Here is a 22,443-nt window from a genome sequence, read left to right on the forward strand (position 1 = left end):
CGTCCGGCGGCGCCCCGCCGCGACGCGTCCCAGCTGAGGAGTTCTTCGCCACATGTTCGGAGTGGTACGCCCGTGCGAGCACGTCTTGTGCGGATCCCTGTTCAAGGACTGGATGGCCCACCTGTGCGGGCTGTGCCTGACTTTGCGCGACCGGCACGGCCAGGCGGCCCGGCTGGCCACCAACTATGACGGGCTGCTCGTGTCGGTCCTGGTGGAGGCGCAGCGGCCGGAGCTGTCGCCGCGCCGCAAGGCGGGCCCGTGCGCGCTGCGCGGGATGAAGGCCGCCGAGGTCGTCGAGACCCGGGCGCAGGGGGCGCGGCTGGCCGCGGCGACCTCGCTGCTGCTGGCCGCGGGCAAGACCCGCGACCACGTCGCCGACGGGGACGGCCCGTACCGGCGGCGGCTCGTCGCCGCCGCCGCGGGCCGGATGGCCGCCCGCTGGGACGCCGCCGGCGGCGGGACGAGCACCGCGGTCGGCTTCGACCCGGCCGTGCTGCGGGACGCGGTCGCGCGCCAGCCCGAGCTGGAGGCGGCGGGCGGCCTGGGGCTGCTGGAGCTGACCGAGCCGACGGAGACGGCCGTGGCCGCCGTCTTCGCCCACACGGCGGTGCTCGCCGGCCGGGAGGGCAACGCCGAGCACCTGGCCGAGGCGGGCCGCTTCTTCGGGCGGCTGGCGCACCTGCTCGACGCGGTCGAGGACGTGCACGACGACCTGGCGGCCGGCGCGTACAACCCGCTCCTGGCCACCGGGACGGGCCCGGAGGAGGCGCGCCGGCACTGCGACGACGCGCTGCGCGGCCTCCGGCTGGCGCTCGCCGACGTGGAGATGGAGCAGCCGCGGCTCGTCCGGGCGCTGCTGGACCGGGAGGTCGGCCGCTCTGTGGAACGGTCCTTCGCCGCGTACCCGGCGGGGCCGCCCCCGCAGGGGCCGTACGGGCACCCGCAGCAGGCCCACCACCCTCACCAGCCCTATCCCCAGCAGCCGTACCCGCCGCAGCAGCCGGGGCACTACCCGCCGCCGCACCAGGGCGGCGGCGGTGACGGCGGCTGGTCCGGCGGCGGCGGTGGCGGCTGGGGGGACGGCGGCGGGCACGGCGGCCATGGCGGGCATGGTGGGCACGGTGGCCGGCCGCCGCGCCCGGGGCTGCCGATCCCGTGCTTCACCGGCACGCTGGTGTGCTTCACCTGCGGCGTCTACCAGCCGAAATGGAGCAAGCACCACGGCAGGAAGTGCGGCGACCGGTGCTGGTGCACCCGGCACTGCGACGGGAACTGCGACCCCGGCTGCGGCGACTGCTGCCGGTGCTGCGAGTGCTGCGACTGCGGCCTCTGAGCCCGCCCGGCCGGGGGTCGCGCGCCTCGGGGTGAGGGGGGACGGCGCGGTCGAGGGGGCTAAGTAGGCTAGGAGGGCCCCGTACCCATCTGGAGAGACCCGGCCGCCCATGATTCCCTTCACCCCGCCGCGCCGCCCGGCCGCCGTCGCCGTCCTGGCCCTGGTGTTCGTGGCGGCCACCGCCGCGCCCGCCCTCGCCCACACCCCGCCGGCGGCCGCGGGGGAGTCCTCCGGGACCGCCAACCTGATCATGATCGTGGTCGGGGCGCTGCTCGGGATCGGGATCGGGATGGTGATCGTGTTCCGGGCCAAGCGCAGGAACCCCGTCCAGGACCCCAAGCAGGGCGCGGGCGGGAAGGGCGGCGGGACCGGCGACCGGGCCGGCAAGCGGGGCTCCGGTGAGTAAGGCGGCCGCGGCCGCGACGAAGGCCGGCGACGGCAGGGCCGCCGTGGCGCGCGCCGCCGCGGTCGCGCTGGCCGCCGCCGTCGCGGGGCTCGCGGCCGCGCTGGTGCTCGGCGGCGCGGCGGCCGAGCAGGTGATCCCCGGGCTGGCGGACGCCGGCACCGTGACCCGCTGGGGCCTGCCGGTCTCCCGGACGGCGATGAACCTCGCCGCCGCCGTGACCGTGGGCGCGCTGATCGCCGCCGTCTTCCTGCTGCCGCTGGCCGGCGGCGCCGCCAGGCGCGAGCCGGCCCTCGGCGAGGACGCCGTCTCCTACCTGCGCGCCGCGTCGTGGGCCGCCGCCGCGTGGGCCGCCGCCGCCGCGGCCACGCTGGTGTTCACCGTGGCCGACGTGCTCGGCCAGCCCGTCGGGCAGATCCTCACCGGCAACGAGCTGAGCAGCTACGTCGGCCAGCTCCCGCAGGGCACCGCGCTGATGCTGGTGGTGCTGCTCGCCGTCGTGGTGGCGCTGCTGTCCCGCACCGCCGCGACGCCCGCCGCCGCGGCCGGGCTGCTGGCGCTGAGCGCGATCGCGCTGCTGCCGCCGCCGCTGACCGGCCACTCGTCCTCGGCCGCCAACCACTCGGTGGCCGTCACCGGCGTGGCGCTGCACGTCCTCGCGGTCGCGCCCTGGGTCGGCGGGCTGGCCATCGTGGGCGTGCACGCGCTGTCCCGCCGCGACCGGCTCAGCGTGATGGCCGAGCGGTTCAGCCGGATGGCGCTGTGGTGCTACGTCACCGTCGGCGTCAGCGGGGTGGTCAACGTGATCGCCCGGATGCCGGACCCGGCCGAGCTGGTGAGCACCAACTACGGGCGGCTGGCGCTGGGCAAGGTCGTCGCGTTCGCGGCGCTGGGCTGGTTCGGCTGGTGGCACCGCGGCCGCACGCTGCCCGCCCTGGCCGCCCGCAAGCCCGGCGCGTTCACCCGGCTGGCCACCGTCGAGGTGGCCGTGATGGCCGCCACGATGGGGCTGGCGGTCGCGCTGGCCCGGACCGCGCCGCCCGCCCCCACCACCGACGAGTCGGCCGTCAAGGTCCTCATCGGGTACGACATGCCGCCCGAGCTCACGCCGGCCCGGCTGGCCACGCTGTGGCAGTTCGACTTCTTCTTCGCCGCCCTGGCCCTGGTCCTCGGCGGGCTCTACCTGGCCGGGGTGCTCCGGCTCCGGCGGCGCGGCGACCGGTGGCCGGTCCTGCGCACCGTCTCCTGGTTCACCGGCCTGCTCACCATCTGGGCCGCCACCCAGACCGGGCTCGCGACGTACTCGCCGATCCTGTTCAGCGTCCACATGGTCCAGCACATGGTGCTGAACATGCTCACCCCGATCTTCCTGGTGATGGGCGCGCCCGTCACGCTGGCGCTGCGCGCGCTCAAGCCCGCCGCCATCCGCGGCGACCGGGGCCCGCGGGAGTGGCTGACGGCCGCGCTGCACAGCCGGTACGCGGCGCTCGTCGCGCACCCCGCGGTGGCCACCCTGATCTTCGTGGTGAGCACGTTCGCGCTGTACTTCACGCCGCTGTTCGAGGCCGCGATGCGCAACCACCTCGGGCACATCGCGATGACCGCGCACTTCCTGGCCGCCGGGACGCTGTTCTTCTGGGTGCTGATCGGCGTCGACCCGGCGCCGAAGAAGCTGCCGTACCCGGGCCGCATCCTGCTGCTGTTCGTCACGATGCCGTTCCACGCGTTCTTCGGCATCGCGCTGATGAACCTGGGCGAGCCGCTCGCGCGCGGCTGGTACACGGCGGTCGACCCGCCGTGGGGCACCTCGCTGCTCAAGGACCAGCACACCGGCGGCGCGATCGCCTGGGGCTTCGGCGAGATCCCGACCTTCATCGTGCTGATCGCGCTGGCCTTCCAGTGGTACTTCGACGACCAGCGGCAGGCCCGCCGCGAGGACCGCAAGGCCGACCGCGCCGAGCAGCGCCGCGCGGCCGCCGCGGCGGCCGGCGAGGACGTCCCCGCGATCGCCGAGGAGGACGACGAGCTGGCCGCGTACAACGCCCGGCTGGCCAAGCTCGCCGAGCACGATGAGCGCTCCCGCAAGACCTGACGCGCGCGCCCCCGGCCGCCTCCCCCGCGCGGGGGAGGCGGCGGGCCCGCGCGGAGGAGGCCCGCGGGCGCCGCGTTCTGCCAGGATCGGAGTGTGATCCGCAGAACCCGTGCCGCCCTCCCGCGCCCGGTCCGGCCCCTGTTCGGCCGGACCCTCTGGCGGCGCTGGTCGTACCTGGTCGGCGGCGGCGCGCTGCTGATGCCGTACTGGTTCCTCGGCATGGGCGTCGCACCGGCCGTCCTCCAGTCGGCCGGCCCGATCGTGCAGGGCGTGGTGATCCTGCTGGTGCTCCCGGTCGCCGGGGCGTTCGTGACCGGGCTCGTCCCGGCGGTGCGGCTGCTGGAGGGCGCGGCGGCCAGGGAACTGCTCGGCGGCCCGATCGCCGGGCTGCCGGTGGGCTCGGCCCGCACGTGGCGGAACCGGGTCAGGTCGGGCGTCTGGTTCACGGTGCACCTGCACGCCGGGGTGGTGATCAGCGCGCTGAGCCTGGCGGTCCCGCCGTTCGCCGTCGTGCTGATCATGGCGCCGTTCGTGCGGTGGGACGAGGGGTTCACCGAGGTGTGGGGGCCGCCGAGCTCCTGGCCGGAGTGGCCGCTGCCGTTCGCCGGGGCGGCGATGCTGGCCGCCGTGCTCGGGCTGAACGCGGCCACCGGCGCGCTGCTGGCCCGGCTGGCACCGCTCCTGCTGGGCCCCTCGCCCGCCGAGAAGCTGGCCGCGGCGGAGGCGACCGCGCTCCGGCTGGCCGAGCGCAACCGGCTGGCCCGCGAGCTGCACGACTCGGTCGGGCACGCGCTGAGCGTCGTCACCCTCCAGGCGGCCGCGGCCGGGCGGGTGCTCGACAGCGATCCGGCGTTCGCCCGGGAGGCGCTCGGCGCGATCGAGGAGTCGGCCCGGTCGGCGCTGGAGGACCTCGATCACGTGCTCGGGCTGCTGCGCGAGGACGGCTCCCGTACCGCGCCGCAGCTCACGCTGCGGGACCTGGACCGGCTGCTGGAGCAGACCAGGATCGCCGGCGTCGAGCTGGACGCCGCCGTGGGGGAGGGGCTCGACCGGGTGCCCGCCGCGGTGTCGCGGGAGGCGTACAGGATCGTCCAGGAAGGGCTGACCAACGCGCTGCGGCACGCCGGCAAGGTCCCGGTACGGCTCCGGATCGGCGTGCGCGGCGAACGGCTGGAGGTGGAGATGAGCAATCCCCTGGGGGCGCCCCCCGCAGGGCACCGCCACGGCGGCGGCCGCGGGCTCGGCGGCGTGCGCGAGCGCGTCACCGTGCTGGGCGGCACCATGACCGCGGGCCCCGACGGCGACGCGCACTGGCGCCTGGACGTGTCGCTGCCGCTTAAGGTCGCCTCATGACGATCGGTGTGCTCCTGGTGGACGACGAGCGGCTCATCCGGGCCGGGCTGGCGGCGATCATCGACGCCGAGCCGGACCTGACCGTGGTCGGCGAGGCGGGCGACGGCGCCGAGGTGCCCGGGCAGGTGTCCCGGCTGCGCCCGGACGTGGTGCTCATGGACGTGCGGATGCCCAAGCTGGACGGCATCCAGGCCACCCGGCACCTGCTGGAGAGCAGCGCCGCCCCGCCGAAGATCATCGTGGTGACGACGTTCGAGAACGACGAGTACGTCTACGACGCGCTGAAGGCGGGCGCGCACGGGTTCCTGCTCAAGCGGACCCGGCCGGAGGACATCCTCCAGGCGATCCGGATGGTGGTGCACGGCGACACCCTGCTGTTCCCGGCGGCGATCCGGGCGCTGGCGGCCGAGCACCGCGGCGGCGGGGCGCCGCCGCGCGGGGCCCGCTGGCACGACCGGCTCACCGAGCGGGAGGGGGACGTGCTGCGGCTGATGGCGCGCGGGCATTCCAACGCCGAGATCGCCGCCGAGCTGTTCGTCAGCCCGCAGACGGTGAAGACGCACGTCGGGAACGTGCTCGCCAAGCTCCAGGCGCGGGACCGCACGCAGGCCGTGATCTTCGCGTACGAGACGGGCTACATTAGCCCGTCATGAGGCCCTTCCGGTTCGGGTTCAACTTCTTCGACATCGGATCCCGCGAGGACTTCACGGCGCGCTGCCGCGCGGCCGAGGGGAGCGGTTACGACGTGGCGCTGGTCCCGGACCATCTGGGGAGCCCGGCACCGTTCCCGACGATGGTGGCGGCCGCCGAGGCGACCGCGCGGCTGCGGGTCGGGACGCTGGTGCTGAACGCCTCGTTCTGGAACGCGCACCTGCTGGCGCGGGAGGTCGCCACGGCCGACCGGCTCACCGGCGGCCGGCTGGAGGTGGGCCTCGGCGCGGGTCACATGAAGTGGGAGTACGACGCGGCCGGGATCCCGTGGCGCCCGTTCGGCGAGCGGGCCCGCGGCCTGGAGCGCACGATCGAGGAGCTGGGCGCGCTGTTCGGCGGGCCGGGCTACGAGCAGCAGGCGCCGCTGCGCGAGCGGTACGGGCTGGCCGAGCTGGCCCCGGTGCAGCGGGCCGGCTTCGGCGGGCACGGACCGCCGCTGCTGGTCGGCGGGACGGGCGACGGCGTGCTGGACATCGCCGCCCGGCACGCCGGCATCGTGGGGATCGCGGGGGCGTACCAGGTGAAGGGCGAGCCGCCGGGCACGTTCCGGATCGGCACCGCGGCGCAGGCGGCCGAGCGGGTCGCGTTCGTCCGCGAGCGGGCCGGCGACCGGTTCGCCGACCTGGAGCTGAACGTGCTGGTCCAGCTGGTCGCGGTCACCGGCGACCGGCGCGCGGCGGCCGCGGAGCTGGCCGCCGGGCCGGTGCCGTACCTGTCGGAGGAGGAGATCCTCGACTGCCCGTTCGCGCTGATCGGCACGGTGGAGCAGATGGCCGAGCAGCTGCGCGAGCGCCGGGAGCGGTTCGGCTTCTCCTACATCACCGTGCACTCGCCGTTCGTGGAGGCGTTCGCGCCGGTGGTCGAGCTGCTCAGCTGACGGAGGCGGCCAGCCGGAGGACGCGGTCGCGCTCCTCGGCGCCGCCCATGGGGCTCAGCAGCAGGTCCGTCGCGCCGGCGGAGGCGTAGCGCCGGATCGCGGCCTCGACCGCGCGCTCGTCCCCGGCGATGATCGTCTCGTGCACGCCGGACAGGCCCTGCCGGTCGAGCACGGTGCGGTAGGACGGGAAGTCGCCGGCGAAGCCGAGCCGCTCGGCCAGCGCGGCGCGGGCGCCGTCCGGGTCGCCGGTGAGCGCGACCATCGTGAACGCCACGATCCGCGGAGCGGGCCGCCCGGCCTCGGCCGCGGCCCTGCCGATCGCCGGCGCGACCTGCTCGGCGATCGCCTCGGGGCGCATCCAGTTGGTGATCGTTCCGTCGGCCAGCTCGCCGGCCAGCCGCAGCATCCGCGGGCCGAGCGCGGACAGCAGGACGGGCGGGGGCGCGGCGCCGGGCACCGCCGTCCGGCCGGCGGCGGTGAGGGTCTCGCCCCGGTACCCGACCTCCTCGCCGCGCAGCAGCGGGCGCAGGGCCTCCAGGTACTCGCGCACGTGCCGTACCGGGCGGTCGTAGGAGTAGCCGAGCCGGTCCGTCATGATCTGCGCGTGGCCGGGCCCGATGCCCAGCGTGAACCGGCCGCCGGTCAGGGCGGCGGCCGTCAGCGCCTGGCTCGCCATCACCACCGGGTGCCGCGGGTAGGTCGGCACGATCCCGGTGGCGACCTCGATCCCGGGGACCTCGCGGCCGGCGGCGCCGGCCAGGGCGATCGCGTCCCAGTCGTCGAGCTGGGGGAAGAACACGCTGTCCAGCCCGGCCGCGGCGGCGGCCCGCACCTCCCCGACGACCTCCTCGAACTTCAACTGCGTGCCGACGACGGCGGTCCCGATGCGCATGATGCCTCCCATTAACATGAAGCGGAAATTCCGCTTCCGCACGATACACTAACCTGAAGATCGGATTCCGGTACGGCGGATGCGCCGGGAGGGCGGGGGAGCATGCGGGCCGACGCGCGGCGCAACCGCGAGCGCATCGTCGAGGCCGCGCTCCGGACGTTCGCCGAACGCGGCCCGGCCGCCTCGATGGAGGAGATCGCGCAGGCGGCGGGCGTGGGCGTGGGCACCCTCTACCGCCACTTCCCCGACCGCCGGGCCCTCCTGGAGGAGATCGCCTCCGAGGCCCTGGAGCGGCTGATCGCGTTCGCCCGCACCCTGACCCCGCCGGAGGGCCCGGACGGCGGTGCCGGCGACGGCGGCGGCACGCCGGGCTGGGACGCGCTGCTGCGCCTGGTGGACTACTCGGTGGCGCAGCCGTACGCCCTGCTCAAGACGGTCGGCCAGGAAGCGGCCGCGGTGCCGCCCGACCGGCTGCGTGAGGCGGACGCGCTGATCGCGGGCATCGCCGAGCGGGCCCAGAAGGAGGGCACGCTCCGGTCCGACATCACCCCCGCCGAAGTGGTGACGATCTTCGGTACGGCGGTGTGCCGCCCCGGGGCGCGGGCGGATGACCCGCTCATCCGGGTGACGCTCGACGGCCTGAGGGTGTGACGGCGCCCACGTACCGCAAGGCGATCCGCACGATCCCCTTACGCTCGATTTACTGGCGATTCGTTACAAATAGGGCTGTAACGACCGTCTCTTCGATCGGGGGATCATGGACGCCGTCACCCTGTCAGAACTGCGCAAGCCGCGCGCCTACCCGGCCGTCTCGGTGCTCATGCCGACCGGCCGCCGCGCCCCGGAGAACCGCCAGGACCCGATCCGCCTGCGCAACCTGCTGGCCGAGGTGCGGCACCGGCTCCGCGACGACAGCCGGGTGGCGCCCGACACCGCCGACGACGTCGTCCGCGGGCTGGAGCGGGCCGCCGGCGGGCTCGACCCCCGGCACGCCGCCGACGGGCTGGTGCTGTTCGCCGCGCCGGGCGGCGAGCACCACGCGTTCACGATCGACCAGCCGGTGGACGAGCGCGTCATCGTCGACACCGGCTTCGCCACCCGCGACCTGGTGGCCGCGTACAGCCGCACGCCGCGCTACTGGCTGCTGGTCCTCTCCGACCAGCAGACCCGGCTCTGGGACGGCGTGGGCGGCGAGCTCACCGAGATCGTCCGGGACGGCTTCCCGGTCGTCCCCGAGGAGTACGAGGAGGAGGGCGAGGGCCGGCTGTCGCGCCGCGGGCAGCACGCCGACGAGCGGCGGCCGCGGCTGATGCGGGACGTGCAGGCCCGCCTCGACCGCGTCCTCGCGCGCGACCGGCGGCCGGTGGTCGTCGCGGGCGTCACCCGGCTCCAGGCGTGCTTCGACGAGCTGGCCGGGCCGCGGGTCACCGTCGCGGGCCGCATCGACGGCAGCTACGAGCGCGCGTCCGCGAGCACGCTGGCCGAGCTGGCGCGCCCCGTCCTCCAGGCGTACGACGACCTGCGCGAGGTGGCGGTGCTGGCCGAGCTGGAGGCGGCGCGCGGGTTCCAGCGCTACGCCGCCGGGCTCCAGGAGGTCGCGCGGCTGGTGGACGGCGGCCGCGGCGAGCACCTGGTGGTCGAGCGCGGCTACTACTCGCCGGGGGTGAAGAGCGGCGGCGAGAGCATCCCGGTCGCGGGCCGGATCGGCAGCCTCCGGGGCCACGGCGTGGTGGACGACCTGGTCGACGACGTCATCGAGACCGCGCTGGAGTACGGCGGCGAGGTCACCTTCGTCTCCGACGGCTTCCTCGTCGACCACGACCGGATCGCCCTGGTCACCCGCTACTAGGCGGGCCGCCCGGGCTCAGCCGCGGGTCAGCCAGTTGGTGGTGATGTCGCCCAGCACCGAGCGGATGGTGAGGATCGCGACGCCGAGCGTCAGCAGCGGCGTGACGACCCAGCGCTCGACCTTGCCGTCGGTGCGGGGGATCAGCGGGATGTCGATCCGCCACTTCATCGGCCAGAAGACCGGGCAGCCGCGCGGGGTGAGGCAGTCGCCGACCACGTGCGCGATGCAGCCCAGCGCCACGGCGAAGCCCGCGAAGCTCATGTCGAGGTCGTGCATCAGGTAGACGGCGAACGCGGCCACCGCGCAGTCGGCCAGCGCGGACTGCGGCTCCTTGCCCTCGAAGTCCAGGCCGATGCCGCGCAGCCCGAAGCCGACGATGACGAACAGCGCGGCCCACCAGCCGTACACGAAGTGGGTGGCCAGGGCGTCCATCGCCAGGCCCATCAGGACGGCGAACAGCAGCGAGTGGGTGGCCTGGCGGTGGCCGCCGGACGCCTTGCCCACCCACTTGCACAGCTTCTTGGTGATGGGGCCGAAGGTGTTGGCGATGCGCCCGTTGTGGTGGTCGATGTCGGGCAGCAGCGCCGCGCCCGCGCACACCACGGCGCCGGCGAGCAGCTGGGCCGGGGACAGGGAGATCGCGTGGTCGCCGAGCAGCCGCTCCTGGCTGAGGATCGGCACCGCGCCCAGCCACACCAGCGCGCCGCTGAGGGCGTGCGTCTGCCCCATCATCCGACGGTCCCCCCGCTCTTCACGTGTCCCGGCCGCGACCGACTGTAATCCCTGGAAGATCGTTTTCAGGGGCGGCGCGCCGATGGCGTGTTATGTCCCTTTGATGGGGCGCACGGCGTCCCGGTTCCCGGCACGGGATTGGGGCCCCGCCTCCTGGATACGTTCCGGTCAGTCGACGTTCGGGGAGGACGGGGATGAGGATCCTGCTGATCGGCGCCACCGGGATGGTGGGGAGCCGGATCGCGGCCGAGGCGCGCGACCGCGGCCACGACGTCACGGGGGTGACCCGCGGCGGCACGGAGGGCACCGAGCGGGGCGACGCCCGCGATCCGCTCGCCGTGGCCCGGCTGGCCCGGGGCAAGGACGCGGTCGTGCTGGCCGTCTCGCCGCCGCGCGACGGCTCGGACCCGTACGCGCCGCTGCGCGAGGCGGGCCGCGGCGTGATCGAGGGGCTGCGCACGGCGGGCGTGCGGCGGCTGATGGTGGTCGGGGGAGCGGGCACGCTGGAGGACGCGCGCGGCGTGCGGCTGGTGGACGACGACTCGTTCCCGGCGGAGTACAAGGGCGAGTCGCTGGCCCAGGGCGAACTGCTCGAACTGCTCCGCGACGAGGCGGGCGACCTCGACTGGACGTACGTCTCGCCCGCGTCGACGATCGAGCCGGGCGAGCGCACCGGCGACTACCGGGTGGACGGGGACCGGCTGCTGGTCGACGGGAACGGCGTCAGCCACATCAGCGCCGAGGACTACGCCGTCGCCCTGCTGGACGTGCTGGAGAAGGGCCAGGCCGTCCGGCAGCGGATCGGCGTGGCCTACTGACCTACTGAGAGGAGATCCGCCGCCGAAGGCCGGGCGGCCTACTTGCAGCGGGTCAGGCAGCAGGACGGGCAGGCGTCGCGGTCGGGGAGCGCGACCCACAGGCAGCAGGTGCGGCGCCGCGGCGCCCCGTCCTCCATGCCCATCAGCCCGGCGAGCGGCCTGCCGAGGCCGGCCATGAGCTCCTCCACGGCCGCCGCCGCGCCCGGCAGGTCCGAGCCGTGGCCGTACAGCGGCGCGGACAGCGCCTCGGCCGCCGTGCCCCACAGCCCGCGCGCGCCGGTGCGGGTGGTGGCGCGCAGCGACTCGATGAGCGGCGCGAAGTGGCCGCCGACCAGGGTGTCGCGGACGAGCGCGAGCAGTGCCGCCTCGTCCGGGACGGTGACCGTGTCCGGCGTGCCGGCGCACGGGTCGGACGCGGTGACGGCGAACCGCACGTCCCGCAGCCCGACCGACACGAACGGCGACTCCGCCAGCGGCCGGACGAGCGCGTCGGACGCCGCGATCAGCGGGACGCGGCGGTTCAGCGTCCAGCCGAGCGTGACCGGGAGCGAGACCCAGTACGCGTAGCCCTTCCACGCCAGCGCCGCCGCGATGTGGGCGGGCGCGTCGTACCGGTCGCGGGTGTCGGCGACGAGCGCCTCCCACAGCCGCGGGTCGTCGGCGGTGAAGTAGCCCGCGTCGTCCACCGGCGCGCCCAGGCCGGGGAGGAGCGCCAGCGGGTACGCGTCGTGCGCCGCCTGCAGCAGGGCGACGAGCGGGCGCGCCGCCTCGGCCGTCCCGGTCGCCTCGGTCGTCGTGTCCGTCCGCTCGCCGCCTGCCACGGTGGTCATCTCGATCAGGCCGTCCTCGCCGCGTCGACTTCGTGGAACTTCGCCAGGTCGTCCAGTACGAGGTGGGCGCCCTGCAGGCCCACCGCCAGCATCCAGGTCTCGTCGGAGACCTCGCGCTTGGTGCCGGCCAGCCGGCCCCACAGCGGGTTGTTCTTGAACTTGGTCTGGACCTGGGAGGACTTGCCGGACTCGTCCGCGTACCGGGCGAGGAAGATCTCGTCGGCGTCCAGGTCCTTGATCCGCTCCTCGCTCAGATCGACCGCGATCTTGTCGCTGGTCGGCTGGCCCGGCGGCCGCGGGAAGCCCGCGTCCTTGAGGATGATCCCGACGTAGCTGTTCTCGGTGTAGAGGCGGACGGTGGGCTCGTCGGTGAATCGCACCACCGACACCGCGGGCATCTTCCCGTCGTTCTTCTTCCTGACCGCGTCGCCGATCGTGCGGGCGCGGGTCTCGAACTCCTTGATCCGCTGCTCGGCGAGCCCGTCCTTGCCCAGCGCCTTGGCGGTCAGCCGGAGGTTCTCCTTCCACGTCGCGCCGGTGGTCTCGCTGAAGACCGTCGGCGCGATCTGGGAGAGCTTGCCGTACAGCGCCTCATGCCGGATCTTGGCCGACAGGATCAGGTCGGGCTTGAGCGCGCTGATCTTCTCCAGGCTCGGCTCGCTGAGCGTGCCGACCGTCCGCGCCCCCGCCGTGTGCTTGCCGCCCGCGGCCCGGCTCAGGTAGCCGGGGAGCTTCTGCTCGTTCGCGGTGAAGGTGGTGAAGCCGTGCACGTCGGCGTCCAGGGTGACCGCGGTGTCGACGAACGTCTGGTCGAGCGCGACGATCCGCTTGGGCTCCTTGAAGATCTTCGTGGTCCCCATCGCGTGCTGGACGGTGCGGATCGGCGTGCCGCTCCCGCCGCCGTCGGAGGAGCCGCAGGCCGCCAGGCCGAGGGTGGTGAGCGCGGCGGCGGCGATACCGGCGGCCGCGCGCCGGATCGACGACTTCCTCATCTACTATTCCTTCGCGTGTTTCGGGTAGCTTTGCCTGCTTTAGGCAAGGCTTACCTAAGCATATTCTGACCAGCGACGGAAGAGGCCCCCAGCAGTGATCGGAACGGTCCACAAGGGGGCCCCGCATGCCGCCCGGGCGGGCGGACCAATGGCCGCGCTGCGCCGGCACCGCCCGGCCGTCCTCCTCGGGCTGGCGCTGCTGGTGCTGCTCGCCGCGCTGGCCAGCGTCATGATCGGCGCCAGGACGGTGCCGCCGGCCGGCGTCTGGAGCGCGCTGCTCGCACCCTCGGGCACCGAGGAGGACATCGTCGTCCGGTCGCTGCGGCTGCCGCGCACCGCGTTCGGCCTGCTCGCCGGCACCGCCCTCGGAGTGGCGGGCGCGCTCGCCCAGGGCCACACCCGGAACCCGCTCGCCGACCCCGGGCTGCTCGGCGTGACGCAGGGCGCGGCGTTCGCGATGGTGCTCGGCATCTTCACCCTCGGCGTCACCGGCATGGGGACCTACATCTGGTTCGGGTTCGCGGGGGCGCTCGTGGCCAGCGTGCTGGTGTTCGTGCTGGGCGGCGCGGGCCGCGGCGGCGCCACACCGCTCACCCTCGCGCTCGCGGGCGCCGCGGTGACCGCCGGCCTGCACGGGCTGGTCGCCGGGCTCGTCCTCCTCGACCGGCAGGCGATGGACACCTACCGGTTCTGGCAGGCGGGCGCGCTCGCCGGCCGCGACGCCGGGCTGCTGGCCGGCCTGCTGCCGTTCGTGCTGCTCGGCCTGCTGCTGGCGCTGCTGAACGCCCCCGGCCTGAACGCGCTGGCGCTCGGCGAGGACGTGGCCCGCTCGCTCGGCCACCGGATCTGGCTGACCCGCGCCGTCGGGATCGCCGCGATCACCCTGCTGACCGGGGCGGCGGTGGCGGCCTGCGGCGCGCTGGCGTTCCTCGGGCTGATCGTCCCGCATCTGGCGCGGGCGCTGTCGGGACCCGACCACCGCTGGCTGCTGCCGTTCTCCGCGCTGCTGGGCGCGGCGCTGCTGCTCGCCGCGGACGTGACCGGGCGGCTGGTGGCGCGCCCCGGCGAGCTGGAGGTGGGCATCATGCTGGCCCTGATCGGCGGGCCGTTCTTCATCGCGCTGGTGCGGCGCCGGAAGCCGGTGCGGCTGTGAGCGCGCTGACCGAGCCGCGCGCGCTGCGCGCCGGCCGGGTGTCGTTCCGGGCACGGCTTCGCCCCGCCCTCGTCGTCCCCGCCGGGCTGGCCGTGCTCGCGCTGCTGATGGCGCTCAGCATCGGCCGCGGCGACTTCCCGATCGGCGTCGGCGAGGTCGTCCGCACGCTTCTCGGCGACGGGCGGCACCGCTTCGTCGTGATGGAGCTGCGGCTGCCGCGCGCCCTCACCGGCGCGCTCGTCGGCGCGGCCCTCGGGCTGGCCGGCGCGCTCACCCAGTCCATCACCCGCAACCCGCTGGCCAGCCCGGACGTGCTCGGCGTCAGCCATGCCGCCAGCGTCGCCGTGGTGGCGCTGACCGTCGCCACCGGCAGCGCCGCCGGCGGCGCGGGCGGCCTGCTGGCCTCGGTCGGCATCCCGGCCGCCGCGCTCGCGGGCGGGCTCGCCGGCGGCGCGCTGGTCTACGTGCTGGCCTGGCGGCAGGGCCTGGACGGCTACCGGCTCGTCCTGATCGGAATCGGTTTCGCGGGCGTCGCCGCCAACGTCAAGTGGTGGCTGCTCGCCCTCGGCGACGTCAACGACGCCGGCCGCGCGATGGCCTGGATCACCGGCAGCCTCAACGCGCGCGGCTGGGAGCACGTCCGGCCGCTGGCGCTCGTGCTCGCCGTGCTCGTCCCGCTGGTCCTGATCGGCGCGTTCGCGCTCGGCGCGCTGGGGCTCGGCGACGAGCCCGCCCGCGGCCTCGGCCTGCGCGTGAACCTCGACCGCTCGCTGCTGATCCTGGCGGCCATCGTGCTCGCCTCGGTCGCCACCGCCGCGGCCGGGCCGGTCGAGTTCGTCGCGCTGGCCGCCCCGCAGATCGCGCTGCGGCTGGCCGGGACGGGGCAGCCGCCGCTGGTCGGCGCGACCGTCACCGGCGCGGTCCTCACCGTCGGCGCCGACCTCGTCGCGCGGACCGCGTTCGGCGGCTTCGAACTCCCGGTCGGCGTCGTCACCGCCGTGCTCGGCGCGCCCGTCCTGCTCTACCTGCTCGTACGGTCCCGGCGAAAGGCCACCCTGTGAACGCGGCGACGACCCTGGAAGCGCGCGGGCTGCGGCTCGGGTACGGCGACCGGCTGATCGTGGACGGCCTCACCCTCGACCTCGGCGGCGCCGGCGTCACCGCGATCATCGGCCCCAACGGCTGCGGCAAGTCCACGCTGCTGCGCGGCCTGGGCCGGCTGCTGCGCCCGCGCGGCGGCCAGGTCGTCCTGGACGGCGCCGACATCGCCAAGCTGTCGACCAGGGAGGTCGCCCGGCGGCTGGCGGTGCTGCCGCAGGCCCCGCAGGCCCCCGAGGGCCTCACCGTCGCCGACCTCGTCGCCCGCGGCCGCCACCCCCACCAGGCCTGGCACCGGCAGTGGTCGGCCGGCGACGAGGACGTCGTGAACGCGGCCCTCGACCGGACCGGCATCCGGGACCTGGCCGACCGCCCGCTGGACGAGCTGTCCGGCGGCCAGCGGCAGCGCGCCTGGATCTCCATGGCGCTCGCCCAGGACACCGGCCTGCTGCTGCTCGACGAGCCCACCACCTACCTCGACCTGGCGCACCAGGTCGAGGTGCTGGAGCTGGTGCGGCGGCTGCACGACACCGACGGCCGCACGATCGTCATGGTGCTGCACGACCTCAACCTCGCGGCCCGCTACGCCGACCGGCTCGTCGCGATGCGCGCCGGCGCGGTCGTCGCCGAGGGCCCGCCCGCCGAGGTGCTGACCGAGCCGCTCCTGGACGAGGTCTTCGCGCTCCCCGCCCGCGTCATCGAGGACCCCGTCACCGGCGCGCCGCTGGTCATCCCGCTCGGCTCGCACGCCGCGGCGGGCGGTCAGACGCGGACGTAGCGCCAGGCGGCCGAGCGCCCGCCCGGCTCGTACGGGGAGTCGAGCCGCTTGGCGAGGACGCCCGGCAGGCCCTGCTCGCGGGCGGCGTCCCGGACGGCGTCCGCCTCGCCCGGGTACCACGGCGACGTCTGCCAGCGGGCCGCGTTCAGCTCCAGGCCGTCCAGGCGCTCGCGGCGCTCCTCGTACGGCGCGTCCAGCAGCGACCGGCCGTCCAGATAGAGGAGGTCGGACAGGAGATACGTCTCGCGCCCCTCGACCTCGGCCAGCTCGCCGTCCAGGACGGCGGGCCGGGCGCCCAGCGCCGCGCCGAGCCGGGACCCCAGCCCGGCCGGGCCGCCGGCCGCGCGGCCGCGGGCGTCGGTGAAGCGGGTCCGGCCGCCCTCGACGTAGGCGATCAGCCGCCGGCCGCCCCACGCGAACTCGTACGCGTGCCCCGCCCGGTCGCGCGGCAGGCGGTCGCGCTCCTCGGGCAGCATGGGCCGGACGCTCTCGGGCACCGGCTCGGCGTCCGGGTCGGCCGGCGGGTCCATCCGGTGGATCATCCAGTTCTTCCCGCCGGTCCGGAACAGGACGTACCGCCCGGACACCCGCGTGCCGTGCAGGACCACCTTCACCTCACGGTCCGACCATTTCTCCGTCTCGTAGGTGCCGCGATCCCAGATCGTCATTTGGCCGGCGCCGTACTCGCCCTTGGGGATGTCCCCCTCGAACGAGGCGTACTCCAGCGGATGGTCCTCGGTGTGGACCGCCAGATGGTTCGTCTTCGGGTCGGCCGGGACGCCCTTGGGGACCGCCCAGGAGACCAGGACGCCGCCGCGTTCGAGGCGCAGGTCCCAGTGCAGGCTGCGCGCGTGGTGCTCCTGGATGACGAACGTGTCGTCGTCCCCCTCCGGAAGGGGGCCTTCGGAGGGGACGGGTTCGGGGGTCTTGGACGCGGCCCGCTTACCGCGGTACTCGGCGAGCCGGTCCGGGCCCTTCTTGGCTGCCACACCCGTCCCTTACCCGGACTCAGCGGATGAAGACGGCGTACTCGCCCAGTTCGGTCGTCAGCGTGGGCGGCAGGCCGGCCAGCGCGGCCAGCTCCTCGGCGGACATGAAGCCGCCGGTCTCGTTCCGGACCCGCTCGATCTTGATCGCCAGCTCCGGGGTGACGCCCGGCAGCATCGTCAGCACCTCCGCCGGCGCGTGGTTGACGTCGATCAGGCCGCCGTCGTTGTACTGGCGGGGCAGGTCCGGGCGGCCGATGCCCAGCTCCCGCGCCAGGCCCGGATCGCGCGCGGCCAGCTCCCGCGCCCGCCCCCGCAGCGTCCGCTGCCGCCGGACCCGCTCGATCGCCGCCTCGTTGTCGACGCCCGACAGCCCGTCCGGGTCGAACACCTTCCGGCGGATCAGGAACGCGTGCCCGCAGCCCACGATGGACAGCAGGAACGTCAGCACGCCCACGGCGCTGCTCGTGCCGCCCTGCTCCTTGTCGATGTCCGGCAGCAGGGTGAGCAGCAGGACGAAGATCCCGACGTAGGCCAGGGAGGCCACCGCCAGGTGCGCGCTGCGCCGCCACAGCGCCGCCGCCGCGAACGTGAACGGTGTCGCGTACCCGAGCGTCAGGAAGGGCAGCGCGGCCCATGTCACGCTCACGGCCGCGCGTCCCGGCGGCATGCTGTCCGACGGGACACGGGGTTCGTACGGCACTGGGGCTCTCATGAGCATCGCTCTCCCGAGCCGGTCTGGGCGATGTTCTGGCTCTAGATCCTTTTTGTACCCGCGAGCATGGTCACCGGTACGTCAGGGAAGGGTCAGGATCTCGTGGCCGTCGTCGGTCACCAGCAGCGTGTGCTCGAACTGCGCGGTCCTCTTGCGGTCCTTGGTGACGACCGTCCAGCCGTCGTCCCACATGTCGTAGTCGTACGACCCCAGCGTCAGCATCGGCTCGATCGTGAACGTCATCCCCGGCTCGATCAGCGTGGTCGCGGCCGGGTCGTCGTAGTGCGGGACCACCAGGCCGGAGTGGAACGTCGTCCCGATCCCGTGGCCGGTGAAGTCGCGGACGACGCCGTACCCGAACCGCCTGGCGTACGACTCGATGACCCGCCCGATGACGTTCAGCGCCCGCCCCGGCTTCACCGCGCGGATCCCGCGCATCATCGCCTCGTGGGTGCGCTCGACCAGCAGCCGCGACTCCTCGTCGACGTCCCCGCACAGGAACGTGGCGTCGGTGTCGCCGTGCACCCCGTCGATGAACGCGGTGATGTCGATGTTGATGATGTCGCCGTCGCGCACCACCGTGTCGTCCGGGATGCCGTGGCAGATCACCTCGTTGATCGAGGTGCACAGCGACTTGGGGAAGCCGCGGTAGCCCAGGGTGGAGGGGTACGCGCCGTGGTCGAGCAGGAACTCGTGCCCGATCACGTCCAGCTCGTCGGTGGTGACGCCCGGCCGGATGTGCTTGCCGACCTCTTCCAGCGCCTGCCCGGCGATCTTCCCGGCCACCCGCATCTTCTCGATGATCTCGGGCGTCTTGACGTCCGGTTCGCCCGTTCTGGGAACCTTCTTCCCTACGTACTCCGGGCGCGGGATGTGCGCGGGAACCTTGCGCATGGGAGAGACGCGGCCGGGCCGGAGTAGTTGGGTCGTCATAGTGAGCGAGTGTAGTCAGCCCCGCCTGGGCACGAATCCCGAGGCGGGCGGCGAGATCGAGGGAGGCCGGGATGAAGGACGACGGCGACTGGTGGTTCTGCCTCAAGCACATGAGGGTCGAGCACGGCGCGGGCTGCCCCAACAAGGACCGGATGGGGCCGTACGAGTCGGAGACGGCCGCCGCCGGGGCACTGGAGCTGGCCCGGCAGCGCAACGAGGCGTGGCGCCGCCAGGACGAAGACGACTAGCGGCCGCCCCGGGCCGTTGACTCGTGGCGTGTCGGCCCCCCGGCCGCCGCGCGGAAGCGCGACACGCCACGAGTCGACCCGGCGGGCGGTCAGTGGCGGCCGGGCTCGTCGAGCGTCGGGCCGCTGACGGTCTCCAGCAGGCGGGCCAGGCGGTCGCGGAGGCGGCGGGGGGCGCGGGCGGGACCGCCCCACCCCTCGGCGGCGCCGGCCGCCGCGCTGACCAGGTGCTGGGCGCCGTCGAAGCTGACCAGGGCGTCCTCGGCCGGTACGGTCAGCGCCTCGTGCGCCAGCCCGCGCAGCTCCCGGTCACCGCCCTCCAGGGCCAGCACGACCGCCCCGGTGCGGCGGGCGTCGTCGACGCGCTCCAGCAGGGGCGCCGGCGCGGCCTCCTCGGCGACCACGAACAGCGTCTCGCCGCGCCGGGCCGCCTCCAGCCGGTCCAGCCCGACGGCCAGGTGCGCGGGCGCGCCCGGCGGCGGCGACCAGCGCACCAGCGTGGGCGCCAGGCCGGGCAGCGCCGCCAGCCGGCTCTCGTCGTCCAGGTGGGCGGCCAGATGCCAGGGGTCCTCGGCGGGGGTGCCCACCAGGAGCAGCCCGCCCGGGGTGCGCGCGCTCGTCCGCAGCGCGCGGCCGAACTCGCCGGTGCGCTCCAGCCACCCGGTCGCGGCCAGCACCTCGCGCAGCATCGTGATCTGCTCGGCGTCCACGCCTCCATGGTGCCGTAACCGGCCGTGTGCGACGGGGCCTTTTCCGTGATGCGCCAGGCCGGTTCGGGGCGGCCGCGGGGCCACCTGGCAGACTCGCAATCATGACTGAGCAGAAGACCCCGTACGACCTTCCCGACGTGTCCGGCCTGACGATCGGGATCCTGGGCGGCACCGGCGACCAGGGCAAGGGGCTGGCGCGGCGGTTCGCGCTGGCCGGCCACCGGGTCGTGATCGGATCGCGCAAGGCCGAGCGGGCCCAGGAGGCGGCCGACGACCTGGGCGCCGACCTGCCGGTGCGCGGCGCGGAGAACCCCGTCGCCGCCGGGGAGTCCGACGTGGTGGTCGTGGCGGTCCCGTGGGAGGGCCACAAGGCCACGCTGGAGTCGCTGCGCGCCGAGCTGGCCGGGAAGATCGTCGTCGACTGCGTGAACCCGCTGGGCTTCGACAAGCGCGGCGCGTTCCCGCTGGAGGTCGAGGAGGGCAGCGCCGCGCAGCAGGCCGCCGCCGTGCTGGCCGAGAGCCGGGTGGTGGCCGCGTTCCACCACGTGTCGGCCAAGCTGCTGCTCGACCCCGAGGTCGGCGAGATGGAGCTGGACGTCCTGGTCCTCGGCGACGACCGCGAGGCGACCGACCTCGTCCAGGCGCTGGCCGGCCGCATCCCCGGCATGCGCGGCGTGTACGGCGGCCGGCTCCGCAACGCCGGCCAGGTCGAGGCGTTCACCGCCAACCTCATCTCGATGAACCGCCGCTACAAGGCGCACGCCGGGCTGCGGATCACCGACGTCTGATCGCCGGCGGCAGTACGGTTCTTCACATGGCGGGCGACATGGGCGACGCGGGAGGCGCGGCGGGCGCGGGCCGGCCGCGGGTGCTGCTGCCCGCGGCCCGTACCGGGCCGGTCGCCGCGGTCCTGAAGCGGATCGGGATCGCGCTGCTGCTGCTGTTCGCCGTGGTCGCGGCCGTCTACGCCGACCGGGACGGCTACCGCGACAACGCCGGCGGCACGCTGTCGCTGCTCGACTGCTTCTACTACGCCACCGTCACCGTGTCGACGACCGGATACGGCGACATCACGCCGGTCGGCTCGGGGGCGCGGCTGGTCAACATCGTCTTCGTCACGCCGGTGCGGGTGCTGTTCCTGATCGTCCTCGTGGGCACGACCCTGGAGGTCCTGGCGGAGCGCACCCGCGCCGACTGGCGGCTGAACCGCTGGAGGTCCCGGGTGCGCGACCACATCGTGGTGGCGGGGTACGGCACGAAGGGGCGGAGCGCCGTCAAGACGCTGCTCACCACCGGGGTGCGCCGCGAGGACATCGTCGTGGTGGACCCCGACCCCCGGATCGTGGCGGAGGCCGCCGAGGCCGGGCTGGCCGGGATCGTCGGCGACGCCACCCGCAGCTCGGTGCTGCGGCAGGCGGCCGTCGAGCGGGCCCGGGTGGTGATCGTGGCCAGCGCCCGCGACGACACGTCCGTGCTGGTCACCCTCACGGCGCGGCAGCTCAACCCGGGGGCCAAGATCCAGGCGGCCGTCCGGGAGTCGGAGAACGTCCCGCTGCTGCGGCAGAGCGGCGCCGACCACGTCATCACCTCGTCCGAGGCCGCGGGCCGGCTGCTGGGCGTGTCGACCAGCCAGCCGTTCGTCAGCCAGGTGATCGAGGACCTGCTGGAGCAGGGCGCGGGCCTCGACCTGGTCGAGCGCGACGTCCGCGCGGAGGAGGTCGGCGGGCCCATCGGCGCCGTCGGCGAGCCCGCCATCGCGATCGTGCGGGACGGGCGGGCATTGCCGTACGACGACTCCGCCTGCGCCCGGCTGGAGCCCGGCGACCGCCTGATCGTCGCCCGCTCCTCGCACCGCACCCGGCACTCCCCGAACGGCATCGGCGGCGACCCGGACCCGTCCTGAGGACCGGCCCGGCGGCGGCGCGAGGCCGCGCCGCGGGGGCACGGCCTCGCACCGGGGCGGGCCGGGGGAGAGCGCCTAGTGGTAGGCGTGCTCCGGGGCCGGGAAGACGCCGCCGACGACCTCGTCGGCGTAGGTGCGGGCCGCGTCGCCGAGGATCGTGGCCAGGTCGGCGTACTTCTTGACGAACTTTGCGGTGCGCGGCGACAGCCCGGCCATGTCCTGCCAGACCAGCACCTGCGCGTCGGTGGCGCTCCCGCCGCCGATGCCGATCGTCGGGATCGACAGCGAGGCGGTGACCTTGGCGGCCAGGTCCTCGGGGACGCACTCCAGCACGACCGCGAACGCGCCGGCCGCCTCCAGGGCCTTGGCGTCGGCCATCAGCTCGTCGCCCGCCTGGCCGCGGCCCTGCACCCGGTAGCCGCCGAAGGCGTTGACCGACTGCGGGGTGAGGCCGAGGTGGCCCATCACCGGGATGCCGGCGGCGACCATCGCCTCGGCCTGCGGCAGGACGCGGCGGCCGCCCTCCAGCTTGACGGCGTGCGCGCCGGTCTCCTTGAGGAAGCGGGTCGCGGTGGCCAGCCCCTCGGCGACGCCGGTCTGGTACGAGCCGAACGGCAGGTCGGCGACCACCATGGCGCGCTTGGAGCCGCGGACGACGGCGGCGGTGAGGGGGATGAGGTCGTCGACGGTGACGGGGATCGTCGAGTCGTACCCGTAGACGACCATGGCGGCGGAGTCGCCGACGAGCAGGACGGGGATGCCGGCCTCGTCGAAGACGCGCGCGGTGAGGGCGTCGTACGCTGTGAGCATCGGCCACTTCTCGTGGCGCTCCTTGGCGGCCGCGATGTCGCGTACGGTGACCCGGCGCTCGCCCCTGCCGCCGTAGAGGGCGTTGGGCGCAGCCTCGGTCCGGCCGCTGAGCTGGGCGTTCTGCTGCGAGGGGGCAGCGTGAGAAGACACGGTGTACCTCCAGTCTCGAGGCGCCACGGTGGCGTACCCGGACGGGTTCGATGATCCCACTCACCCAACGATTCGGGTAC

The 22,443-nt window shown here is 74.8% G+C and carries 24 protein-coding genes; 15 read left to right on the forward strand and 9 right to left on the reverse strand.

Translation table 11 applies throughout. The annotated features are described in order from the left end of the window. Window positions 1-52 precede the first annotated feature (52 nt). The 6 genes from ACA361_RS15925 (at window position 53) to ACA361_RS15950 (ending at window position 6,769) form a co-directional block, all read left to right on the forward strand. Window positions 53-1,333, forward strand: a complete 1,281-nt coding sequence (locus tag ACA361_RS15925) for a DUF5685 family protein (RefSeq protein ID WP_375012735.1) — start codon at window positions 53-55, stop codon at window positions 1,331-1,333. Window positions 1,334-1,442: 109 nt separating this feature from the next. After that, window positions 1,443-1,739, forward strand: a complete 297-nt coding sequence (locus tag ACA361_RS15930) for a hypothetical protein (protein ID WP_375012736.1) — start codon at window positions 1,443-1,445, stop codon at window positions 1,737-1,739. After that, window positions 1,732-3,828 carry a cytochrome c oxidase assembly protein gene (locus tag ACA361_RS15935; protein WP_375012737.1) on the forward strand — a complete coding sequence of 699 codons (2,097 nt, stop codon included), beginning with the start codon at window positions 1,732-1,734 and terminating at the stop codon, window positions 3,826-3,828. The genes ACA361_RS15930 and ACA361_RS15935 overlap by 8 nt, the downstream gene beginning before the upstream one ends. 93 nt (window positions 3,829-3,921) lie before the next feature. Beyond that, window positions 3,922-5,181, forward strand: a complete 1,260-nt coding sequence (locus tag ACA361_RS15940) for a histidine kinase (protein WP_375012738.1) — start codon at window positions 3,922-3,924, stop codon at window positions 5,179-5,181. Further along, entirely contained in the window at window positions 5,178-5,834 is a 657-nt protein-coding gene (locus ACA361_RS15945; protein ID WP_375012739.1) for a response regulator, read from the forward strand. The genes ACA361_RS15940 and ACA361_RS15945 overlap by 4 nt, the downstream gene beginning before the upstream one ends. Next, window positions 5,831-6,769 (forward strand): TIGR03621 family F420-dependent LLM class oxidoreductase, encoded by a 939-nt coding sequence (locus ACA361_RS15950; RefSeq protein WP_375012740.1) that lies wholly within the window; start codon window positions 5,831-5,833, stop codon window positions 6,767-6,769. Before ACA361_RS15945 ends, ACA361_RS15950 begins: the two co-directional genes overlap by 4 nt. Here the strand turns inward: ACA361_RS15950 and ACA361_RS15955 are convergent. Next, window positions 6,762-7,661, reverse strand: coding sequence for a TIGR03564 family F420-dependent LLM class oxidoreductase (locus ACA361_RS15955; RefSeq protein ID WP_375012741.1), 900 nt, complete (start codon window positions 7,659-7,661; stop codon window positions 6,762-6,764). The two genes, ACA361_RS15950 and ACA361_RS15955, sit on opposite strands and share 8 nt — an antisense overlap. 102 nt (window positions 7,662-7,763) lie before the next feature. On the opposite strand from ACA361_RS15955, the gene ACA361_RS15960 reads away from it, so the two are divergent. Then, window positions 7,764-8,312 carry a TetR/AcrR family transcriptional regulator gene (locus ACA361_RS15960; protein ID WP_375012742.1) on the forward strand — a complete coding sequence of 183 codons (549 nt, stop codon included), beginning with the start codon at window positions 7,764-7,766 and terminating at the stop codon, window positions 8,310-8,312. Window positions 8,313-8,418: 106 nt separating this feature from the next. Next, window positions 8,419-9,510 carry a hypothetical protein gene (locus ACA361_RS15965; protein WP_375012743.1) on the forward strand — a complete coding sequence of 364 codons (1,092 nt, stop codon included), beginning with the start codon at window positions 8,419-8,421 and terminating at the stop codon, window positions 9,508-9,510. Window positions 9,511-9,525: 15 nt separating this feature from the next. On the opposite strand, the gene ACA361_RS15970 is transcribed toward ACA361_RS15965, so the two are convergent. After that, complete coding sequence (locus ACA361_RS15970) at window positions 9,526-10,242, reverse strand: metal-dependent hydrolase (RefSeq protein ID WP_375012744.1); 717 nt, start codon at window positions 10,240-10,242, stop codon at window positions 9,526-9,528. Between the two features lie 194 nt (window positions 10,243-10,436). On the opposite strand from ACA361_RS15970, the gene ACA361_RS15975 reads away from it, so the two are divergent. Continuing rightward, window positions 10,437-11,060: an NAD(P)-dependent oxidoreductase gene (locus tag ACA361_RS15975; RefSeq protein ID WP_375012745.1), complete on the forward strand. Its 624-nt coding sequence runs from the start codon at window positions 10,437-10,439 to the stop codon at window positions 11,058-11,060. Window positions 11,061-11,098: 38 nt separating this feature from the next. Here ACA361_RS15975 and ACA361_RS15980 read toward each other — a convergent pair whose 3' ends face one another. Further along, window positions 11,099-11,890 carry a hypothetical protein gene (locus ACA361_RS15980; RefSeq protein ID WP_375012746.1) on the reverse strand — a complete coding sequence of 264 codons (792 nt, stop codon included), beginning with the start codon at window positions 11,888-11,890 and terminating at the stop codon, window positions 11,099-11,101. Window positions 11,891-11,895: 5 nt separating this feature from the next. Further along, window positions 11,896-12,882: an ABC transporter substrate-binding protein gene (locus ACA361_RS15985; RefSeq protein ID WP_375012747.1), complete on the reverse strand. Its 987-nt coding sequence runs from the start codon at window positions 12,880-12,882 to the stop codon at window positions 11,896-11,898. Between the two features lie 148 nt (window positions 12,883-13,030). Here ACA361_RS15985 and ACA361_RS15990 point away from each other — a divergent pair, with 148 nt between their 5' ends. Genes ACA361_RS15990 through ACA361_RS16000 form a run of 3 tightly spaced genes read left to right on the forward strand, consistent with a single transcriptional unit; the run spans window position 13,031 to window position 15,911 of the window. Further along, window positions 13,031-14,035 carry a FecCD family ABC transporter permease gene (locus ACA361_RS15990; protein ID WP_375012748.1) on the forward strand — a complete coding sequence of 335 codons (1,005 nt, stop codon included), beginning with the start codon at window positions 13,031-13,033 and terminating at the stop codon, window positions 14,033-14,035. Further along, window positions 14,032-15,096: a FecCD family ABC transporter permease gene (locus ACA361_RS15995; protein WP_375012749.1), complete on the forward strand. Its 1,065-nt coding sequence runs from the start codon at window positions 14,032-14,034 to the stop codon at window positions 15,094-15,096. Before ACA361_RS15990 ends, ACA361_RS15995 begins: the two co-directional genes overlap by 4 nt. Beyond that, a complete protein-coding gene (locus ACA361_RS16000; protein WP_375012750.1) occupies window positions 15,093-15,911 on the forward strand; it encodes an ABC transporter ATP-binding protein in 819 nt (272 codons plus the stop codon). The genes ACA361_RS15995 and ACA361_RS16000 overlap by 4 nt, the downstream gene beginning before the upstream one ends. On the opposite strand, the gene ACA361_RS16005 is transcribed toward ACA361_RS16000, so the two are convergent. The 3 genes from ACA361_RS16005 to map all read right to left on the reverse strand — a co-directional run bounded on the left by ACA361_RS16005 (window position 15,896) and on the right by map (window position 18,545). Beyond that, entirely contained in the window at window positions 15,896-16,900 is a 1,005-nt protein-coding gene (locus tag ACA361_RS16005) for a DNA polymerase ligase N-terminal domain-containing protein (protein ID WP_375012751.1), read from the reverse strand. The two genes, ACA361_RS16000 and ACA361_RS16005, sit on opposite strands and share 16 nt — an antisense overlap. Before the next feature lie 19 nt (window positions 16,901-16,919). Beyond that, a complete protein-coding gene (locus ACA361_RS16010; protein WP_375012752.1) occupies window positions 16,920-17,546 on the reverse strand; it encodes a ComEA family DNA-binding protein in 627 nt (208 codons plus the stop codon). Window positions 17,547-17,693: 147 nt separating this feature from the next. Further along, on the reverse strand, window positions 17,694-18,545 hold the full coding sequence (gene map, locus ACA361_RS16015; RefSeq protein WP_375012753.1) for a type I methionyl aminopeptidase: 852 nt from the start codon (window positions 18,543-18,545) through the stop codon (window positions 17,694-17,696). Between the two features lie 71 nt (window positions 18,546-18,616). On the opposite strand from map, the gene ACA361_RS16020 reads away from it, so the two are divergent. Beyond that, the gene (locus ACA361_RS16020) at window positions 18,617-18,793 is read left to right on the forward strand and encodes a hypothetical protein (RefSeq protein ID WP_375012754.1); all 177 of its coding nucleotides are present in this window, start codon (window positions 18,617-18,619) and stop codon (window positions 18,791-18,793) included. A gap of 89 nt (window positions 18,794-18,882) precedes the next feature. On the opposite strand, the gene ACA361_RS16025 is transcribed toward ACA361_RS16020, so the two are convergent. Continuing rightward, the gene (locus tag ACA361_RS16025) at window positions 18,883-19,479 is read right to left on the reverse strand and encodes a hypothetical protein (RefSeq protein WP_375012972.1); all 597 of its coding nucleotides are present in this window, start codon (window positions 19,477-19,479) and stop codon (window positions 18,883-18,885) included. Window positions 19,480-19,601: 122 nt separating this feature from the next. On the opposite strand from ACA361_RS16025, the gene npdG reads away from it, so the two are divergent. Continuing rightward, a complete protein-coding gene (gene npdG / locus ACA361_RS16030) occupies window positions 19,602-20,288 on the forward strand; it encodes an NADPH-dependent F420 reductase (RefSeq protein ID WP_375012755.1) in 687 nt (228 codons plus the stop codon). A 26-nt stretch (window positions 20,289-20,314) separates the two neighbouring features. After that, on the forward strand, window positions 20,315-21,403 hold the full coding sequence (locus ACA361_RS16035) for a potassium channel family protein (RefSeq protein ID WP_375012756.1): 1,089 nt from the start codon (window positions 20,315-20,317) through the stop codon (window positions 21,401-21,403). A gap of 75 nt (window positions 21,404-21,478) precedes the next feature. Here the strand turns inward: ACA361_RS16035 and panB are convergent, their stop codons facing one another. After that, window positions 21,479-22,363, reverse strand: a complete 885-nt coding sequence (gene panB / locus ACA361_RS16040; RefSeq protein WP_375012757.1) for a 3-methyl-2-oxobutanoate hydroxymethyltransferase — start codon at window positions 22,361-22,363, stop codon at window positions 21,479-21,481. Between the last annotated feature and the right edge of the window lie 80 nt (window positions 22,364-22,443).

The organism is Actinomadura sp. 21ATH (assembly GCF_041951345.1).
Lineage (GTDB): Bacteria > Actinomycetota > Actinomycetes > Streptosporangiales > Streptosporangiaceae > Spirillospora.

Coding starts and splice junctions, on each gene's coding strand:
- ACA361_RS16035 (WP_375012756.1), top strand. CDS start 20,315: ATGGCGGGCGACATGGGCGACGCGGGAGGCGCGGCGGGCGCGGGCCGG.
- ACA361_RS15975 (WP_375012745.1), top strand. CDS start 10,437: ATGAGGATCCTGCTGATCGGCGCCACCGGGATGGTGGGGAGCCGGATC.
- ACA361_RS15980 (WP_375012746.1), bottom strand. CDS start 11,890: ATGACCACCGTGGCAGGCGGCGAGCGGACGGACACGACGACCGAGGCG.
- ACA361_RS16025 (WP_375012972.1), bottom strand. CDS start 19,479: ATGCTGCGCGAGGTGCTGGCCGCGACCGGGTGGCTGGAGCGCACCGGC.
- npdG (WP_375012755.1), top strand. CDS start 19,602: ATGACTGAGCAGAAGACCCCGTACGACCTTCCCGACGTGTCCGGCCTG.
- ACA361_RS15950 (WP_375012740.1), top strand. CDS start 5,831: ATGAGGCCCTTCCGGTTCGGGTTCAACTTCTTCGACATCGGATCCCGC.
- ACA361_RS15970 (WP_375012744.1), bottom strand. CDS start 10,242: ATGATGGGGCAGACGCACGCCCTCAGCGGCGCGCTGGTGTGGCTGGGC.
- ACA361_RS15960 (WP_375012742.1), top strand. CDS start 7,764: ATGCGGGCCGACGCGCGGCGCAACCGCGAGCGCATCGTCGAGGCCGCG.
- ACA361_RS15990 (WP_375012748.1), top strand. CDS start 13,031: ATGGCCGCGCTGCGCCGGCACCGCCCGGCCGTCCTCCTCGGGCTGGCG.
- ACA361_RS15925 (WP_375012735.1), top strand. CDS start 53: ATGTTCGGAGTGGTACGCCCGTGCGAGCACGTCTTGTGCGGATCCCTG.
- ACA361_RS15955 (WP_375012741.1), bottom strand. CDS start 7,661: ATGCGCATCGGGACCGCCGTCGTCGGCACGCAGTTGAAGTTCGAGGAG.
- ACA361_RS15985 (WP_375012747.1), bottom strand. CDS start 12,882: ATGAGGAAGTCGTCGATCCGGCGCGCGGCCGCCGGTATCGCCGCCGCC.
- ACA361_RS16020 (WP_375012754.1), top strand. CDS start 18,617: ATGAAGGACGACGGCGACTGGTGGTTCTGCCTCAAGCACATGAGGGTC.
- map (WP_375012753.1), bottom strand. CDS start 18,545: ATGACGACCCAACTACTCCGGCCCGGCCGCGTCTCTCCCATGCGCAAG.
- ACA361_RS15945 (WP_375012739.1), top strand. CDS start 5,178: ATGACGATCGGTGTGCTCCTGGTGGACGACGAGCGGCTCATCCGGGCC.
- ACA361_RS15965 (WP_375012743.1), top strand. CDS start 8,419: ATGGACGCCGTCACCCTGTCAGAACTGCGCAAGCCGCGCGCCTACCCG.
- ACA361_RS15930 (WP_375012736.1), top strand. CDS start 1,443: ATGATTCCCTTCACCCCGCCGCGCCGCCCGGCCGCCGTCGCCGTCCTG.